Genomic DNA, 16572 nt, shown 5'->3' with positions numbered 1-16572 from the left:
GTTAAAATACTGACATATAAGCGAGGTGTGCCGGTTGAGCGAAAAGAACAGAACGGAGCTTGCCACCTTTGCGGGCGGCTGCTTTTGGTGCATGATCAAGCCCTTTGACGAACTGCCGGGCATCGTCTCGTTGGTATCCGGGTATACGGGCGGGCACACGGCAAATCCGACTTATGAGGAAGTTGGTACAGAAACGACAGGGCATGTGGAGGCTGTGCAGATTACGTTTGAGCCGGAGCTGTTCCCGTATGAGCGGCTGCTGGACATTTACTGGCAATTGATTGATCCGACCGACAAGGGCGGTCAGTTCATGGACAGGGGCTATTCCTACCGGACGGCGATCTTCGTGCACAGTGAGGAGCAGCGGGAGAAGGCGGAGGCATCCAAGGCGGCGCTTCAGGCGAGTAAAAGATTCAAGGCACCGATTGTGACGGAGATTCTCCCGGCGGGGCCCTTCTATTCGGCGGAAGCACTGCACCAGAATTATTATAAAACCCATCCACTCGATTATAAGCTCTATCTAAAGGGCTCAGGCCGGGATGAATTCCTGGAGAAGCACTGGAACGGCCCTGAGGATCAAAAGCGCTTGCGCGATCAACTGACCCGGCTGCAGTATGAGGTAACGCAGCATAAGGCGACAGAGCCGCCGTATGAGAATGCGTACTGGAATGAATTCCGTGAAGGCGTTTATGTCGATGTAATCAGCGGTGACCCGTTGTTTCAATCGGCGGACAAGTTCGACTCTGCCACCGGCTGGCCCAGTTTCACCGCACCGGTTGCCGAAGGGCTGATCCGGCGGGAAGCCGACTACAGCGGCGGCGAGGTGCGGACCGCGCTGCGCAGCAGGCTGAGCGGGGCATACCTTGGGCATTTATTCTTCGATGGGCCGGAGCCGGCCAAGTTGCATTACCGGGTGAACTCCGCCGCGCTGCGGTTTATTCCGGAGGCGGAGCTGGTAGAGAACGGACTGGAGCGGTATCTATAGTTGTTATATGGACATGGAGGAAAATAATTCCTTATGTCGAATGAGTAGTTGAACGATACTTAAGCCAGGGCTTGAATATCTGCAACTAAACGACAAGGTGGAGAGAATATGATCAAAAGGGTACTGCTGCTATTACTGGCTGCCGTGCTGGCTTCTCCGGTTCTGACTGTGGACGCCAAAGCAGTTTCAGATCTTAGCAATGCCCCGGAGCTGCGCATTAGAGTTGGCAAGATAGCCTATACGAATCCTGCGGTGCCGCTGACAATCTACTGGGCGAAGTATGAGCAGGGGCTGTATAAGACAGTGGCAACTCCAGACGAGGTGAAAACTTATCCGGTGTTTATAGGAGCGTATAAGTATAGAAATGTGCTGTTTGAAAATGATAAAACCATCTATTTTTTGAAGTACACGCAGTACCCTTATGGTGATATCTACAAGCTGGAGATGCCTTCCAAAGCACTAACGCGCTTGACCTTTACAGGCGGAATAGATGGCTTTGCCCTCAAAAATGACAGCCTCTATTATTTTACGGGCAGCATGACTACCGAACCAGGTGTGTACCGGATGCCGCTGGATGGCAAAAAGCCTGCGGTTAAAATCAACCCGGCAATGCTGGACACGGGAGATAAAAGCTATCGTTATTATTTTGGCAGTGCGGATATGTCACTCCCGTATCTTTATTTTCCACTGCTTCGGCAGAAATGGCCTGCTGCAGGAGAACAGTATATTGACCAAGAAGAGGTTGAGCAGGATTTCGAGGAAGCAGTATCTCAATATGAGGTTAACGATTCAGACTATTTGGGAGACAGGGATGCCGATATTTTCATGTTCACTGAGCGGGATGAAGAGAGCGGCAACTCTTATCTGCATTTGTACAACAAGGGCAAAGAGACGGTGCGAAAGGTAAAAGATTGGGTTATCGAGCCGGTGGATATTTTGCATGGCTGGGTTTATTTTACGGTGGATAATGAGGAATCGGATAAAGGGGGATTGTTCGCCATCCGGCCTGACGGATCGGGCTTGCGCCAAGTCGGGAACAGTGACCTGTCAGCCAGCTATTACTTGGGCAGCATAAAAGGGTATTTGGTGTTCGAACATTATAATGAGCTTAAATTAATGATTGTTAAAGAGTAGAACATATCGCTATGGCTGGGACATATAATATTACAGATCCAGTGTTATATAAGATCACATGTCAGATTGACAAATGAGGCCGGCAAGTATATATTCTACTCAGCGATATATAGTTTTTAGTCAACAGAATGTGGCTGGGAGATCAGGAAACGGGCGTTTCCTAGTTTCAGTTGCATTTTTTTTATGCTTTTGGATCAAATCACACCAATTACGCCCAAGAATCGAGGAGAATTACGGTATGGGGGAACCTCTGGCATCATCATTTCCAATTGGTAAATTAGCCATTCTGCTGGCTGTTCTGCAGGAGCATGAATGGAAAAAAGTTGTCGAGCAGGAGCTGGATTCGCGGGATTTCCGCTACACGATTGGCCGGGTGGGTGCCATGGATATGATCAAGGTGATCGCTGCCATTGAGACGGCGGCCAAGAACAATCATATTATTGACGCGAATTCCTACCGTGAAGTTCACTCACTCTATCATGCCATCATTGAGACGATTCAGAGCATTGGACGCGGAATTGTGCAATTCGGTGATATTCTGCGTACGGTGGGGCTTACGTTTGCCATCGTCAGGGGAAACAGATCGGGTGACCGCCCGCATGAAGGGGAATGGATCGCAGTGTGTGCCTACGGTACCATCGGCGCTCCCAAAAAAGGGTTCGAGCATGAAGCCATTGGCTTTGGTTTTAATCATATTTAATGGCAGTAGCTTTTGAAGAAGCGCCTTAACGGATCAAGCCGTAATTTAGTTATTAGTGATATAGAAGCCGGTACCTCTTATTAGGGTATGGGCTTTTTCTATTACTCGTAAAGCAGGTGAGGCTCATGTTAGAAATAGCCAATCAATCCGTAATCATTCATGGGAATTCCTTAACGATTGAGGAAGTTGTCCAGGTAGCCCGTCATTACAAAAATGTGGATCTAGCTGAGGAAAGCTGCCGAAAGGTCAATCATACGCGCAAATATGTGGAGAAGCTCCTGCAGGAGAAAAAAGTAGTGTACGGCTTAACCACAGGCTTCGGAAAATTCAGCGATACGTACATCTCCCCGGAGGATACGAAGGCGCTGCAGCTCAATCTGATTCGCAGCCATAGCTGCGGCATTGGCGCACCGCTGCCCGAGGATGTCGTCCGCGCCATCCTTTTATTAAGAATCAACGCTCTGTCCCTCGGCTATTCCGGCATTCGCCTGGAGGTTATCCGGCTAATGGTGGAAATGCTTAATCGCAACGTAGTACCGGTGATCCCCGAAAAAGGCTCCTTGGGCGCGAGCGGCGACCTGGCTCCACTATCGCATATGGTGCTTGTTCTGATTGGCGAGGGGGAGGCCTATTACCAAGGTCAGCGTATGCCCGGTGCCGGGGCACTGGCGAAGGCGGGGCTTACGCCAATTGTGCTGGAGGCCAAGGAAGGGCTGGCCCTGATCAACGGCACGCAGGTAATGACTGCAGTCGGCACGCTGGCCTGCTGGGATGCGCTGAATCTGGCGAACTGGGCCGATTGCGCAGCAGCGTTGACGTGTGAGGCGCTGCGTGCGGTTAAGGAAGCTTTTGATCCGGCAACGCATATTGTCCGTCCGCATAAAGGGCAGAAGCAGGTGGCCGATAATATCCGTCATTTGACCGCCGGCAGCAGACTCATGACCCATCAGGGGGAACTTAGAGTGCAGGATGCCTATTCGCTGCGCTGTACGCCGCAGGTGCATGGTGCGAGCCGCGATGCTCTGGCTTATATTGCGGAAAAGCTGGAGATTGAGATCAACTCGGCGACGGACAATCCGCTGATCTTCCCTGATGAGGAGAAGGTGATCTCCGGCGGCAACTTCCACGGGCAGCCGATTGCGCTGGCGATGGACCATTTGTCCATCAGCGCTGCGGAGCTGGCGAATATCTCCGAGCGCCGGATTGAGCGGATGGTTAATCCGCATTTGAACGAAGGCCTGCCTCCGTTTCTGGCGAAGAACGGCGGCCTGCAGTCCGGCTTCATGATCGCGCAATATGCGGCGGCGGCTGTGGTGTCGGAGAATAAATCGCTGGCCCATCCCGCCAGTGTGGATTCCATCCCTTCTTCCGGCAACCAGGAGGATCATGTGAGCATGGGCACGATTGGCGCGCGGAAAGCGAAGCAGATTGTGGATAATGCCTATGCCGTACTGGCGATTGAGCTGCTGTGCGGGGCGCAGGCCATCGACTTCAGAAGTCCGCAGCAGCCCGGCCAGGGAACGAAATGGCTGTATGACCGCTGCCGGGAGCAGGTTGCTTTTGTAGATGCGGACCGGGTCCTCTCCGGCGACTTCGCTGTTATTGCGGAGTGGATGAAGGAGCCGGGTGTGCTGGAGGAGTTATTTGCACTTGTGCCTTTTCATACCTATAAAAGCTGAGGTTGAAAAAATAACAAAAGGGTTGGAGTAACGGAGGGGATTTTGGAACTGTAGGAGCGTTAGAGTCCGCCTTTGTCTCCGGATTTCAACTGCTGCAAGCAGTATAAATCAAGAAATCTGGAGACAACAGCGGCCGGAAGTCCAAACATCACCGCAGTTACGACTACAACCGATATGGAAATCCTCAAGTTCAGCTTTCCATCACCTAACCGAAGGGAGATCAACGAATATGAGCATACACGAAGCAAGAGTCGTCCGCGCGCCAAGGGGGAATCAGCTAAATACGAAAGGCTGGGTACAGGAAGCGGCGCTGCGCATGCTGATGAACAATCTCGATCCCGAAGTGGCGGAGCATCCCGCGCGGCTGGTTGTCTATGGCGGAATCGGCAAGGCTGCGCGCAACTGGGAGAGCTTTGATGCTATCGTACACTCGCTGCAAACGCTGGAGGACAACGAGACCCTGCTGATCCAATCCGGCAAGCCGGTGGCCATCTTCCGCACACATCAGGATGCCCCGCGGGTGCTGATTGCGAATTCCAACCTGGTTCCAGCCTGGGCGAACTGGGAGACCTTTCACGAGCTGGACCGGAAAGGGCTGATGATGTACGGGCAAATGACCGCCGGAAGCTGGATTTATATTGGGACGCAAGGAATTGTGCAGGGGACCTATGAGACCTTTGCGGAATGCGCCAGACAGCATTTCGGCGGCACGCTCAAAGGAACGATTACCCTTAGTGCCGGCCTTGGCGGAATGGGTGGCGCGCAGCCGCTGGCCGTAACCATGAACGACGGGGTGTTCATCGGCATTGATGTGGACCGGACCCGGATCGAGAAACGCATCCAGTCCCGGTATTGCGACATCCTGGTTGAGACGCTGGAAGAGGCCTTAGCCAAGGCTGAAGCCGCCAAAAGCGAAGGGCGTCCGCTCTCCATCGGCCTCCTGGGCAATGCGGCGGAGCTGCTGCCGCGCATGCTTGCCCAGGGTTTTGTGCCGGATATCCTGACCGATCAGACCTCGGCCCATGATCCGCTGAACGGGTATATACCGGCCGGGTTTTCCGTTGAGACAGGCCGACAGCTACGGGCAGAGAACCCGCTGGAATACGTTGCCTTGGCGAAAAAGAGCATTGCCCGTCACGTCGAAGCCATGCTTGCATTGCAAAGCAAAGGGGCAGTTACCTTTGACTACGGCAACAACATCCGTCAGGTTGCCTATGATGAAGGCGTACAGCAGGCTTTTGACTTCCCCGGCTTTGTGCCCGCCTATATCCGCCCGCAATTTTGCGAAGGGAAGGGACCCTTCCGCTGGGTGGCGTTGTCCGGCGATCCTGAGGATATTTATAAAACCGATGCTGCGATAATGCGGGAGTTCCCTGAGAATGAAGGTCTGCAGCGCTGGATACGCCTCGCTCAGGAGAAGGTTTCCTTCCAAGGGCTTCCGGCCCGCATTTGCTGGCTTGGTTATGGCGAACGGGCAAGATTTGGCCGGATTATCAATGACATGGTGGCTTCGGGGGAACTGTCTGCACCTATTGTGATTGGCAGGGATCATCTGGACGCGGGGTCGGTGGCTTCTCCGAACCGGGAGACCGAGGCTATGCGGGACGGCAGCGATGCCGTGTCCGACTGGCCGCTCCTGAATGCGATGGTCAATACAGCGGCAGGTGCCAGTTGGGTATCGCTTCACCACGGCGGGGGAGTAGGGATGGGATATTCCCAGCATGCCGGGATGGTGGTTGTGGCAGACGGAACGAAAGAGGCGGAAGCCAGGCTTACGCGGGTGCTGACCTCAGATCCCGGCATGGGGGTTGTCCGCCATGCGGATGCCGGATATCCGCTTGCCGTAGAGACGGCACGGTCCAAAGGAATCCGCATGCCCATGCTGGGCGGGCCGGAAAAGGAGTTATAACATGATCTACATTCATAGCGCAGCCCAGATTGCCACTCTTGCCGGAGCCAGCACAAAGCCGAAAACGGGCAAGGAGATGGAGGAGCTTGATCTGATCGAGGACGGAGGCATCGTCATTGAAGAGGGAGTCTTCACCTTCGTGGGCAGCAGCGAAGAGGCCTGCCGTTATGTGGCGGAGCACTCCGGTGACCGGGAAGTTACAGTACTGTCCGCTGAAGGCAAAACAATCACTCCGGGGCTGATTGATCCCCATACCCATGTCGTGTTTGCCGGTTCAAGAGAGTTTGAGCTGAATATGCGCCTTCAGGGTGCTAAATACATGGATATTTTGAATGCCGGCGGCGGAATTCTCTATTCAACTGAGCGTACCCGTGAAGCGACGGAGGAGCAGTTGATGGCCGAAACCGTGAAACGGCTGGACCGTTTTCTCGAATATGGCGTAACGACCATCGAAGCTAAGAGTGGGTACGGCTTGCGGCTGGAGGAGGAAATGAAGCAGTTGCGGGTAGCGCAGCGTCTGAACGCTTCCCATCCTATAGATTTGGTGTCAACGTTTATGGGCGCTCATGCTGTGCCTGTGGAGTATAAAGGGGACGCGGATGCTTTTGTCCGAACCATTATCGGGGAGATGATCCCGGCGGTGGCCCGGCAGGGCTTGGCGGAGTTCTGCGACGTATTCTGTGAAGAGGGTGTGTTCACCGTGGAGCAGTCCCGGGACATTTTGCTGGCTGGGCAAAAGTGGGGGCTGAAGTCCAAAATCCACGCCGACGAGTTGGTGTCCTACGGTGGAGCGGAGCTGGCGGCTGAGCTTGGAGCCGTATCGGCGGACCATCTGCTGCATGCCTCCGAAGCGGGCATTCAGCAGATGGCAGAGGCCGGGGTGATCGCTGTTCTTCTGCCGGGCACAGCCTTTTTCCTGATGGCCCAGCCTGCCAATGCCCGGGCGATGATCGCTGCCGGAGTCCCTGTCGCATTATCGACGGACCGGAATCCCGGCTCATCGCCAACGGAATCGCTGCCTTTTATTATGAATCTGGCCTGCTTAACGATGAAGATGACACCAGCAGAGGTGCTGGCAGCTTGCACGATCAATGCCGCTCATGCCATTGGCCGGGCCGGCACGATCGGCAGCATCGAAGTCGGCAAGCAGGCCGACCTTGTGATGTTCGACGCACCTAACTATCTCTATTTGCAGTATCACTATGCAGTTAATCTGGTGGATACCGTGCTTAAAAAGGGAGAAGCCGTTATTCAGGGCGGAAGGAGGGTACAGGGATGAATGAGCTGCGGAAGGATGAGCTGCCCTATGATCAACTGCGGATCAATGTTTCCCGGCTTCAGGGCAACCTCCGGGAGTTAGGGCTGTTCGGACTGAATGAGGCTACAGGCGGACTGGATCGCACTACGTTTACTGCGGCTGAGCTTGCCGCGCGGGAATGGCTCAAAGCGGAGCTGCTCCGTTTGCATTTGGCTGTCAGGGTGGATGCAGCGGCAAATATTTGGGCTGTGAGGAAGGGGTCAGGCGAGGTAGACGCCTTGGATGGTTCAGTTGCTCAAGGTAATCCGGACTTGTCAGATGCCTTGGATAGCTCAACAGCTCTAGAGTTTCCGGACGTTACACGTGCTTCGGACAGTTCAGCGAATTCAGTCCATCCAGGCGGCAATTCATTCCCCCATACCTTTGCTGCCACCCTCCCCGTGATCGCGTTCGGCTCCCATATTGATACCGTTCCGAACGGGGGCAAATACGATGGCGCGCTGGGTGTGCTGCTGGCATTGGAGGTCATGGCCGTACTGGAGGAACATAAGGTCGTTACCCGCCACCCTCTGGAGCTGGTGTCCTTCAGTGCTGAGGAGCCGAATCCGTTCGGGCTGTCCACTTTTGGCAGCAGGGCGGTGGCGGGGAAGCTGGGGCAGAAGGACCTTGCGGGTGTCCGCAATAATCAGGGCGAGCTGCTAACAGAGGCGCTGCGCCAGGCGGGCGGTGATCCTGAGCATTTTGATGCTGCGCGGCGGAGGCCGGAGGAGCTGGCGGCTTTTCTCGAGGTTCATATTGAACAAGGAAAAAGACTGCTTGACCGCAATATCCCCGCAGGGGTCGTAACGGCAATAACCGGCATTTACCGTGAAGAGATCACTGTCGTGGGCGAAGCCAATCATGCGGGCACAACCTTGATGGGCGACCGCAAGGATGCGCTGATGGGCGCTTCCGAAATTATGCTGGCCTTTGAAGCCGTCTGCCGGAACCATCCGGCGGATGAAGTGGTGGGCACGATTGGCCGGATCAGCAATGAACCGAATGCGGCGAATATTATCCCGGAAAAGGTCCAATTTCATCTGGAGATCAGAGGGGAGCAGCGCGCACAAATTCAGGAGGTGCTGGAGAACTGGGGGAAGCTTGCCTTGTCCATTGCGGATAGCCGCGGCCTGCGCCTGGAACGCCGCCTGATTCTGGATCAAAACCCTGAGCCGATGGATTCCCTGGTCATTGATTTGTGTGCCGGACAGGCGGCGAAGCTGGATTACAGCAGCCTGAAGCTTGGCAGCATGGCCGGTCACGATGCTACACATATGGCTTCTCTGACGAGAGCGGGAATGCTGTTCGTGCCCAGCCTGGGCGGCAAAAGCCACTGTCCTGAAGAGGAAAGCCGGATTGAGGATATTGAGAAGGTTGGCAACGTATTGCTGCAGTCCATTCTCACACTGGATCAAGAATTGAATCGTTAGGGGGACAAAGTCATTGCGCGATTTATACTCAGCGGATGCGGTGTACACGCAGGGAGAATTTAAGATGAACTACGCTTTACTAGTGGAAAACGGGAAGATTGCGGATGTGGGCGGCCGCGACGAATTAATGCAGCGTTACCCGGATGCCCGGCAGATCCAATGGGAGGGCAAAGCCATCGTGCCCGGCACCGTTAATTCGCACAATCATTCCTTTCAGAGTCTGCTGCGCGGGATTGCAGTCGATAAGCCCTTTCTGGAATGGCGGGATCAGGCGCTGTACCGGTATTCACCGCTTTTGGATGAAGAGGCTATTTATACCGGGGCTTTGCTCGCTTTTGGGGAAATGCTGCGGTACGGAGTGACAACGGTGTGTGATTTCTTCTACGTGCATAACGGCGGCACTGCCTATGACGAAGCAGTCATTCGGGCGGCGGGCGATCTGGGTATTCGCCTGGTTTTTGCCCGCACGATGTACGATTGGGCTGGTGCGCCGCTGTCTTATCGGGAGACGGTGCCCGAAGCGGTGGAGCGTACGCGGTCACTTGCCAAAAAATATCAGGGAAATCCTATGGTCACCATTCACCCGGCACCCCACAGTCCGCATGCGGCTTCGCCGGAGATGATCCAGGCGGGTCACCGGCTGGCGGTGGAGCTGGATACACCCTACCACATCCATGTAGCCGAGGAAATGTTCGAGGTAGAGGAGATTTTGCACGATTACGGGCTTCGGCCTGTGCATTATCTGGACTCGCTGGGTGTGCTCGACGAGCGGATGATTGCGATTCATTTGGTATGGCTGGAGAATTCCGAGATTGAACTGATCGGCCGCAGACGCGGCTCACTGGCGTACTGTCCATCCAGCAACATGTTCCTGGCAGATGGAGTGACCCGGATACCCGATCTGCTTCAGGCAGGGGTCAGAGTGACCCTTGGAACGGACGGGGGCTGCAGCAACAACCGGATCAGCGTGTATGAGGAGATGCGGATGTGTGCGCTTTTGCAAAAAGTCAGCCGCTTGGACGGCACCTGCATCACCGCCGAACAGGTCTACCGGATGGGAACCTCCAGCGCCGGCGACATCCTGCGGATGCCAATCGGGTCGATTGAAGCCGGGCAGCATGCCGATTTTGCCGCACTGGATATGCAGGATCTTTCCCTGGCCCCTAAAAAAGAGCTGTTCGCCAACATGGTATATGCCATGCAGCCCGGAGCCGTAACAACAGTAGTTGTAGGCGGGAAAATCGTCTTCGAGCACGGCAAACTATTAACTGTATCCGAGTCCGCCATCGGTGGACGTGTGGACCGGCTGTTTGAGAAGTGGGATAATCTGGCCTGAGGCTTGGACCTGAGGTCAATGCGAAGAGCAGACGAAGGAGTAGCCGTAAGGGGTGCTTCTTCGTTTTTTGCTGTTCTTTTTCGGTCTCAGGATGGAGGGATAAATCCATCATCAGACGGGTAATGCATACGCCAGTATCCTTTATACTACGGATAAAGCTTGGTAATCCGGCCTACTGAAAATCCGTTCACGTGAGGTGAAGTTGAAAACCATGAATGCAAATCATAATCAACGAATTCTCTATGCGGCTTTCGACGATGAAATTCAATTACCGGTCCTGGATATTACTCATCCCCTTTTCAACGCAAGTATTGATGAACAGGCATATCATTTAAGCTGCCTCAAGTCAGCCCGGAGCATTGAAGCATTAAAGAAGATGCCTGGCTTTATCCGAAACCTCTTTGTGAAAATGTCGAATGTGGACAATTCCTACCTCAGCGGCATGCGTACTTTGCTGTATAAGCTTGGCTCCGGCTTAAGCCGGGAGATAAAATTAGGCTTCCGGGACAAGTGGGCGGTGAAGCAAACCTCTTTCATGGGACTTCGGATCAGGCTGAGGGATTTATGCCGGCTTCAGTCGAAAAATTTGCTGCCTCAGCTCAAGCAATTCCCTGAACGGAATCTTTGCTTCTTCAATATCGCTGGAGGGGCTGCCACCGACAGCATTAACACCCTGATTCTAATTCAGGAATGTGACCCGGAATTACTCAAGAGACGGAAAATTGAGATCAACATCTTAGACATTGATCTCTACGGCCCCAATTATGCTAAACGGTGCATCGACGTTTTGCAGCAGCCCGGGGAGCGCTTCCATGGTCTGGATATTACCCTCAATACTGTTCATTATGACTGGAGCCAACCGGAGGCGCTGCTAAAGCTGAGTTTAGAACGTTCCGGCTGGATTCAGCTCTGTTCATCGGAAGGCGGTCTTTTTGAGTACGGTTCGGATTCAGCTATCATTGAAAATTTAAACCATTTCTTTATCAACTCCCCGGCGGATGCCCGGGTCACGGGTTCATTAATTTTCGACAGGGTGCATGTAAATCCGGGATACCTGGGCTTTACAGAGTTTATTGGCGTGCAAATCCGATATCTTGGGCTTGAGGGGTTGCAGCGAATTTTAACCCAAACCTCGTGGGTATTGGAAGAATCCCATAAAATTGATACGATCTATATTCTATTTACATTGAAGAAAGCGTGGTAACAGGCAGGTTAGTGAAACCACACAGTTTTTGTGACGTATAATCAATATTCAAATTTTTCCCATACGGCTCTTACGGAGGTGAACTTGACTGGAGCATATTTATGATTTGATTCAATTGGCATTCACAATCGCTCTCATCTCTTCTATAGTGTTAATTCCATACACCTATATTTCCTTACAGAAGATACACTGGAATCATGAAATTGCTGCAGCCGGTTCAACTTGGTTTGTGGCTGTCAGACTGTCGCAACCGAGCAGTATTCAGCGGTGGATAGTACGTACCGTCAGACGAAGAGAAGCGCCTGATGAAGACGACGATGGTCCTTCCCTACATTGATATTCCATACTTTCAATTAGGGAGGACAACGATGAAAAAGATTGTATTGCTCCAAAAATGGGCGAAGCCCATTCTCGTTATGTTGATTGGGATTATTCCGATCATTGTGCTCAGCGGGTGTTCGGCAGCAGCCCAATCCAACTCGATTAATGCCGATTCACCAGGGATACTTAACCACTTTTTTATTTATCCCTTTTCACTCTTGATCCAATTCTTTGCGAATGCATTTCACGGAAACTACGGATTATCAATCGTGCTGATGACCTTCATCATCAGACTTGCGATCATGCCGCTTATGATGAATCAAACCAAGAAACAAATGGATATGAAAGAAAAGATGGCCGTCCTTCAGCCGGAGTTAACTGCACTTAAGGAGAAGTATAAGGACGACGTAAGCAGCGATGCAAAAAAACAGCAGCAAGACGAGATGATGCAGCTCTACCAGAAGCATCAATTTAATCCCTTAAACATGGGATGTTTACCAATGCTTCTCCAATGGCCGATCACCCTCGCATTTTACTACGCCCTTGTCGTACCCCAGAGATTGCAGCTCACGATTTTCTGTGGTTCAGCTTGGGCAAAACAGATATGATTTTACCGCTTATTGCCGCTGCAGTGTATTACGTTCAGTTCCGCGTGTCTCAATCCGTTTCAGCGCAGAATCAGCAAAATCAAAATAACCAAATGGCTTTTATCGGATTGTTGTCACCGGTCATGATGGGTATATTTGCTTTTCAGATGCCCGCCGCGTTACCGTTATATTGGGCGGTTGGCGGCATATTCATTATCGTGCAAACAATCTTACTCAATAAATTGTACAAGAAGCCAAATGTAGCGGGTAAAAACCTACCCATCGGTGTAGAAGATTAATAAAGTTGAACCAGTCATACAACAATACTAACAACAAGGCATCCGAGGCGCGACCTCAAATGCCTTGTTTTTTATTAAGATATATACCTTGAATTACGTGCGGACCGGGGGGTAAGCTCTATTTTCACGGGGCCTGAGAGGGAAGGCGTTCAGGTAATCACTAACAAATATGTACCCGGCTATTATAATCGCTCCTTGCCGAAGCAGCATGTGGACCAGTATAGCTCGGGTTTTAAGTTAATTCTTCCTGAATAACGCTGTCAATAAGAAGGATTCACCAAATAATGAGCTAGGTTGTTCGATTTTTTGCATACGTCTAATTTCAATTAATTCAAAGTCCTTAAAGATGGCTTTAATTTTTTCTTCGGTATAACCTAATCCGCCTTTTAGGCTTCGTTGTCGATATACTTCCCAATCCGTCATGTCTGCACCCATGTCTCCTAATGCAAAGCATGTTAAGGCGAAATACCCGCCCGGCTTCAGGCTTTTGATCACCATATTGAGGAAGCTAACTCTACGATGCGGTAAAATATGATGGAAACATCCACTGTCATAAATAAAGTCGTAGATTTCCGACTCAATTTTGAGGTCGAAAATATTTTGGCAAAGAAAATTAATATCAACATTAGCTGTTTTAGCGCGTTCTATTCCCCAGTGTATTGCTTCTTGAGAAATATCTATGGCATCAACGAAGCAACCATGTTTAGCCATATAGATAGCATTTCTACCAGCCCCACAGCCTAATTCAAGAACCCTTCCAGTTAAGATACGTCCTTGATGAAAGTATTGAACTAAGTTTTCATCAGGTGCGGTTACAAAAAAAGGGATGCCTTTATTTCTGTCTGAATAAAATTTATCCCACCACTGTCCTTCTTCTCTAAAGAAGGAGTCAAGCATATTTAGAATATCCTCTACACTATGGATAGATTCAGCAGTAGTCATAGATAATTATTCCTCCTTTTGAATATGCTTTAATCATGAATATTGATGGAGAGACTTGGGTAAGCGGTTGTGAGTTCATTTTTTCGTAAATCCAGTCTGCTACGGTCGAAACCTACTCCAAACAAATCATGTTCCGGCATAAAAGTAACACTTGTACCGGATTCATTAGATATTCCCACTGTCATTAAACCAGACTGAGGAACACCATGCCTATATTCTTGCCGGAAAATCTTGCCGTCACGGCGAATTTCAACTGTGAGTTTCAGTGAAAGTGCATTAACTACTGCAATGCTTATACCCTTTTCGGCTCCAGGAACTTGAAATGGCGCATTACTATTAAACCGATCGACGTCAGTTAGAATAGATTGGACAACTGGTATATCTGTGTCAGGAAGTGCTCCAACAGGTATGCCTCTTCCGTTATCCGTAATAGTGACACTTCCATCACCATGTAGGAAGATGTCAACTTCACTGCACTGTCCTGCTTTATGCTCAAGTATTGAGTTTTCTACAACTGCCCAAAGAAGGTGATGCATATCGAAGTCCTGTTGTGTCCCCAAATACATCCCCGCATTATTACGTGTTTCCATCATGTCGATATAGTCACTGGTATCCAGCAAGTCACCGACAGACGCTAACAACAAAAGAAGCGGAAGGCAACGGTGAGAAGGAAAGGCATACTTTCCACCGGGTTCTTGGACTAATAGATCTGCCCCTAGTAACGCCTTCAGATGATGGTAAAGTTGACCAGTTGTACCCATGTTTAAACGGTCAACAAGTTCTGAGCCAGAAAGAGGTTCATTAAGAACAGATCTTAATATGTCTAATCGTTGCTTATTGCCAAGTGCAGCTAGAACTTTTGCGGCTTTCTCGCTGTTTATTCCAAGTAATTGTTGCATTCGGCGTTCTTGCGGTTCCCATCTAACCCGTTGTCCGTTTAGATAAAGATGACCGGAATAAAAAATAGCACTTGGGTCAATTTCCTCATTAACTGAATCTTTATGTTTAGTCTCAGGAAGATTCATTGCTGGTTTTCGTTCTAAAAGAAACTGATGAACTACTTGTTGAAGGTCCGCCATTTGCTTTTTCAGTAAATCAATTTCACTACTTAAGTCACGAGATACGATTTGGGGTCACCAACCTTTACTTGTAATGTTATTACGGTATTACGTAATTATTATATTACGTAATTAAACGTATGTAAATAAATATGATAATTACATACTCCAGAAAAAGAAAATGACACTTCAAAAAGAAAAAAATCAACATTAAATCCGATAACATCGCTGCCAAAAAGCTTTGCAGGAGAGTCAAACGATATTAGCCGTACGGATGATCATCTGTACGGCTAAAGATGCGTTCCGTCCTCCTCCCCGACTTAAGTCCAGCCGCGGGACCAGTCCGCAGACCATTTTGTTTGCGCTGCAGAAGGAATAAACTTGAAAAAGAGTTGGTTGACGGAAAAATGAGGCTGCCCGATTGGCGGCGGATAATAAGGAGCAGATGATAACGATGCGCAAAACAAGAGTGCTGATTCTCTCGGAGGGATTCGGAAGCGGTCATACTCAGGCTGGTTACGCTCTGGCTGCCGGATTAAAAAAGATGGACCGGAACATTCGAACGAAGGTGATGGAGCTGGGCTCTTTTTTAAATCCTACCGCGGCTCCTTTAATTTTGTCCGCATATCGAACGGCTGTGAATACAAGTCCGGCCCTGGTCGGCATGATGTACCGCATGAAATCTGAAAAGCCGGTCGGTCGCTTCTCCTGGATGGCGCTGCACACAATGTTCTATCATCAAACGGCCCAGATCATAGAACAGTTGCAGCCCGACCTGATCATCTGTACGCATCCCATTCCCAGCGCAATCATTTCCAGGCTGAAGAGGTCCGGCATGGACATTCCGCTCTACACGGTGATTACCGATTATGATGCGCACAGTTCATGGATTACGCCCGGAGTGGATCACTACCTCGTATCCGCGCCGGAAGTGCGCGCTTTACTGATCGAGCGCGGCATTAAGCCGGAAGCTGTTCAGGCGACGGGCATTCCGGTGCACCCCGATTTCTGGAACGTCCGGGACAAACAGACTGTAAGAAAAGAACTGGCCATCAAGGATATGCCTACCGTGTTTGTGATGGGGGGCGGCTGGGGACTGTTATTCAAAGAGGATTTCATTGCCAGGTTTGCCGCCTGGAAGGAGCGTGTGCAGATCGTATGCTGTGTGGGAAGCAACGCTAAACTGGCCGCCAAGCTGCGGAATGATCCCCGTTTTGACCATCCCAACATCATCGTGCTCGGGTATACCCGCGAGATCAGCAAATGGATGGATGCAGCCGACCTGCTGATTACCAAGCCAGGCGGTATGACCTGTACCGAAGGGTTGGTTAAGGGGCTGCCGATGCTGTTTTTTGAATCCCTGCCCGGGCAGGAAACCAAAAACTGCGAATATTTTGTCAAAAGCGGATATGGTGAAGTGCTGGCTTCCGGGGATGCATTGGACATATGGTTCCACCGGGTTGCGGGCGAAAGCGCGGGGAGCAGCGGCTGCGGGAAAGTAAAAAGACTGAATCCGCAGCCTGTCTACAAGCCGGAACGCTGCGCACAGACGGTAATGCAATTGCTGCAGCCGGCATCCGGCTCTGTGCCGGATCATGAACAGATGAAGGAGCCGCGACTGGCCGGACAAATGGCAAATTAATCGGCACCGGATTCTTTCCATTGTATTCATTGCCGTTGACAAAACATTT

14 protein-coding genes are annotated in these 16572 nt (G+C 51.1%); 12 read left to right on the top strand and 2 right to left on the bottom strand.

Annotated elements, in window-relative coordinates:
* Positions 1 to 34: 34 nt before the first annotated feature.
* The 11 genes from msrA (at position 35) to B212_RS35500 (ending at position 12881) form a co-directional block, all read left to right on the top strand.
* Entirely contained in the window at positions 35 to 985 is a 951-nt protein-coding gene (msrA, locus tag B212_RS0121540; RefSeq protein ID WP_019913166.1) for a peptide-methionine (S)-S-oxide reductase MsrA, read from the top strand.
* Positions 986 to 1093: 108 nt separating this feature from the next.
* Positions 1094 to 2119: a hypothetical protein gene (locus B212_RS0121535; protein ID WP_019913165.1), complete on the top strand. Its 1026-nt coding sequence runs from the start codon at positions 1094 to 1096 to the stop codon at positions 2117 to 2119.
* 238 nt (positions 2120 to 2357) lie between these two features.
* The gene (gene hutP, locus B212_RS0121530) at positions 2358 to 2819 is read left to right on the top strand and encodes a hut operon transcriptional regulator HutP (RefSeq protein ID WP_019913164.1); all 462 of its coding nucleotides are present in this window, start codon (positions 2358 to 2360) and stop codon (positions 2817 to 2819) included.
* Between the two features lie 125 nt (positions 2820 to 2944).
* Positions 2945 to 4498: a histidine ammonia-lyase gene (gene hutH / locus B212_RS0121525; protein ID WP_019913162.1), complete on the top strand. Its 1554-nt coding sequence runs from the start codon at positions 2945 to 2947 to the stop codon at positions 4496 to 4498.
* 229 nt (positions 4499 to 4727) lie between these two features.
* A complete protein-coding gene (hutU, locus tag B212_RS0121520; RefSeq protein ID WP_019913161.1) occupies positions 4728 to 6407 on the top strand; it encodes a urocanate hydratase in 1680 nt (559 codons plus the stop codon).
* A gap of 1 nt (position 6408) precedes the next feature.
* Entirely contained in the window at positions 6409 to 7686 is a 1278-nt protein-coding gene (gene hutI, locus B212_RS0121515; protein WP_019913160.1) for an imidazolonepropionase, read from the top strand.
* Positions 7683 to 9134, top strand: coding sequence for a hydantoinase/carbamoylase family amidase (locus B212_RS0121510; protein WP_019913159.1), 1452 nt, complete (start codon positions 7683 to 7685; stop codon positions 9132 to 9134). Before hutI ends, B212_RS0121510 begins: the two co-directional genes overlap by 4 nt.
* 13 nt (positions 9135 to 9147) lie before the next feature.
* A complete protein-coding gene (locus B212_RS0121505; protein ID WP_019913158.1) occupies positions 9148 to 10470 on the top strand; it encodes an amidohydrolase family protein in 1323 nt (440 codons plus the stop codon).
* A 211-nt stretch (positions 10471 to 10681) separates the two neighbouring features.
* Positions 10682 to 11674 carry a hypothetical protein gene (locus B212_RS0121500; protein WP_019913157.1) on the top strand — a complete coding sequence of 331 codons (993 nt, stop codon included), beginning with the start codon at positions 10682 to 10684 and terminating at the stop codon, positions 11672 to 11674.
* 368 nt (positions 11675 to 12042) lie between these two features.
* Positions 12043 to 12603: a membrane protein insertase YidC gene (yidC, locus tag B212_RS32100; protein ID WP_232231500.1), complete on the top strand. Its 561-nt coding sequence runs from the start codon at positions 12043 to 12045 to the stop codon at positions 12601 to 12603.
* Positions 12585 to 12881, top strand: a complete 297-nt coding sequence (locus B212_RS35500; protein WP_232231499.1) for a YidC/Oxa1 family membrane protein insertase — start codon at positions 12585 to 12587, stop codon at positions 12879 to 12881. The genes yidC and B212_RS35500 overlap by 19 nt, the downstream gene beginning before the upstream one ends.
* Positions 12882 to 13118: 237 nt before the next feature.
* Here B212_RS35500 and B212_RS0121490 read toward each other — a convergent pair whose 3' ends face one another.
* On the bottom strand, positions 13119 to 13823 hold the full coding sequence (locus B212_RS0121490) for a class I SAM-dependent methyltransferase (RefSeq protein ID WP_019913156.1): 705 nt from the start codon (positions 13821 to 13823) through the stop codon (positions 13119 to 13121).
* Between the two features lie 29 nt (positions 13824 to 13852).
* Positions 13853 to 14902, bottom strand: coding sequence for an ATP-binding protein (locus tag B212_RS0121485; RefSeq protein WP_019913155.1), 1050 nt, complete (start codon positions 14900 to 14902; stop codon positions 13853 to 13855).
* A 433-nt stretch (positions 14903 to 15335) separates the two neighbouring features.
* Here B212_RS0121485 and B212_RS0121480 point away from each other — a divergent pair, with 433 nt between their 5' ends.
* The gene (locus B212_RS0121480) at positions 15336 to 16523 is read left to right on the top strand and encodes a UDP-N-acetylglucosamine--LPS N-acetylglucosamine transferase (protein WP_036669833.1); all 1188 of its coding nucleotides are present in this window, start codon (positions 15336 to 15338) and stop codon (positions 16521 to 16523) included.
* Positions 16524 to 16572 lie beyond the last annotated feature (49 nt).

Origin of the sequence: Paenibacillus sp. HW567, from assembly GCF_000374185.1 — a bacterium.
In the GTDB taxonomy this organism is placed as follows: Bacteria; Bacillota; Bacilli; order Paenibacillales; family Paenibacillaceae; genus Paenibacillus_AQ.
The sequence above is the reverse complement of the archived record's forward strand: the minus strand, read 5'-3'. Positions and strand labels throughout refer to the sequence as shown.

What these genes read in the sequence shown, in the direction of transcription:
- hutP (WP_019913164.1), top strand. Translation starts at nt 2,358, where the DNA reads ATGGGGGAACCTCTGGCATCATCATTTCCAATTGGTAAATTAGCCATT.
- hutI (WP_019913160.1), top strand. Translation starts at nt 6,409, where the DNA reads ATGATCTACATTCATAGCGCAGCCCAGATTGCCACTCTTGCCGGAGCC.
- B212_RS0121510 (WP_019913159.1), top strand. Translation starts at nt 7,683, where the DNA reads ATGAATGAGCTGCGGAAGGATGAGCTGCCCTATGATCAACTGCGGATC.
- B212_RS0121480 (WP_036669833.1), top strand. Translation starts at nt 15,336, where the DNA reads ATGCGCAAAACAAGAGTGCTGATTCTCTCGGAGGGATTCGGAAGCGGT.
- B212_RS0121490 (WP_019913156.1), bottom strand. Translation starts at nt 13,823, where the DNA reads ATGACTACTGCTGAATCTATCCATAGTGTAGAGGATATTCTAAATATG.
- B212_RS0121500 (WP_019913157.1), top strand. Translation starts at nt 10,682, where the DNA reads ATGAATGCAAATCATAATCAACGAATTCTCTATGCGGCTTTCGACGAT.
- hutH (WP_019913162.1), top strand. Translation starts at nt 2,945, where the DNA reads ATGTTAGAAATAGCCAATCAATCCGTAATCATTCATGGGAATTCCTTA.
- B212_RS0121535 (WP_019913165.1), top strand. Translation starts at nt 1,094, where the DNA reads ATGATCAAAAGGGTACTGCTGCTATTACTGGCTGCCGTGCTGGCTTCT.
- yidC (WP_232231500.1), top strand. Translation starts at nt 12,043, where the DNA reads ATGAAAAAGATTGTATTGCTCCAAAAATGGGCGAAGCCCATTCTCGTT.
- hutU (WP_019913161.1), top strand. Translation starts at nt 4,728, where the DNA reads ATGAGCATACACGAAGCAAGAGTCGTCCGCGCGCCAAGGGGGAATCAG.
- B212_RS0121485 (WP_019913155.1), bottom strand. Translation starts at nt 14,902, where the DNA reads ATGGCGGACCTTCAACAAGTAGTTCATCAGTTTCTTTTAGAACGAAAA.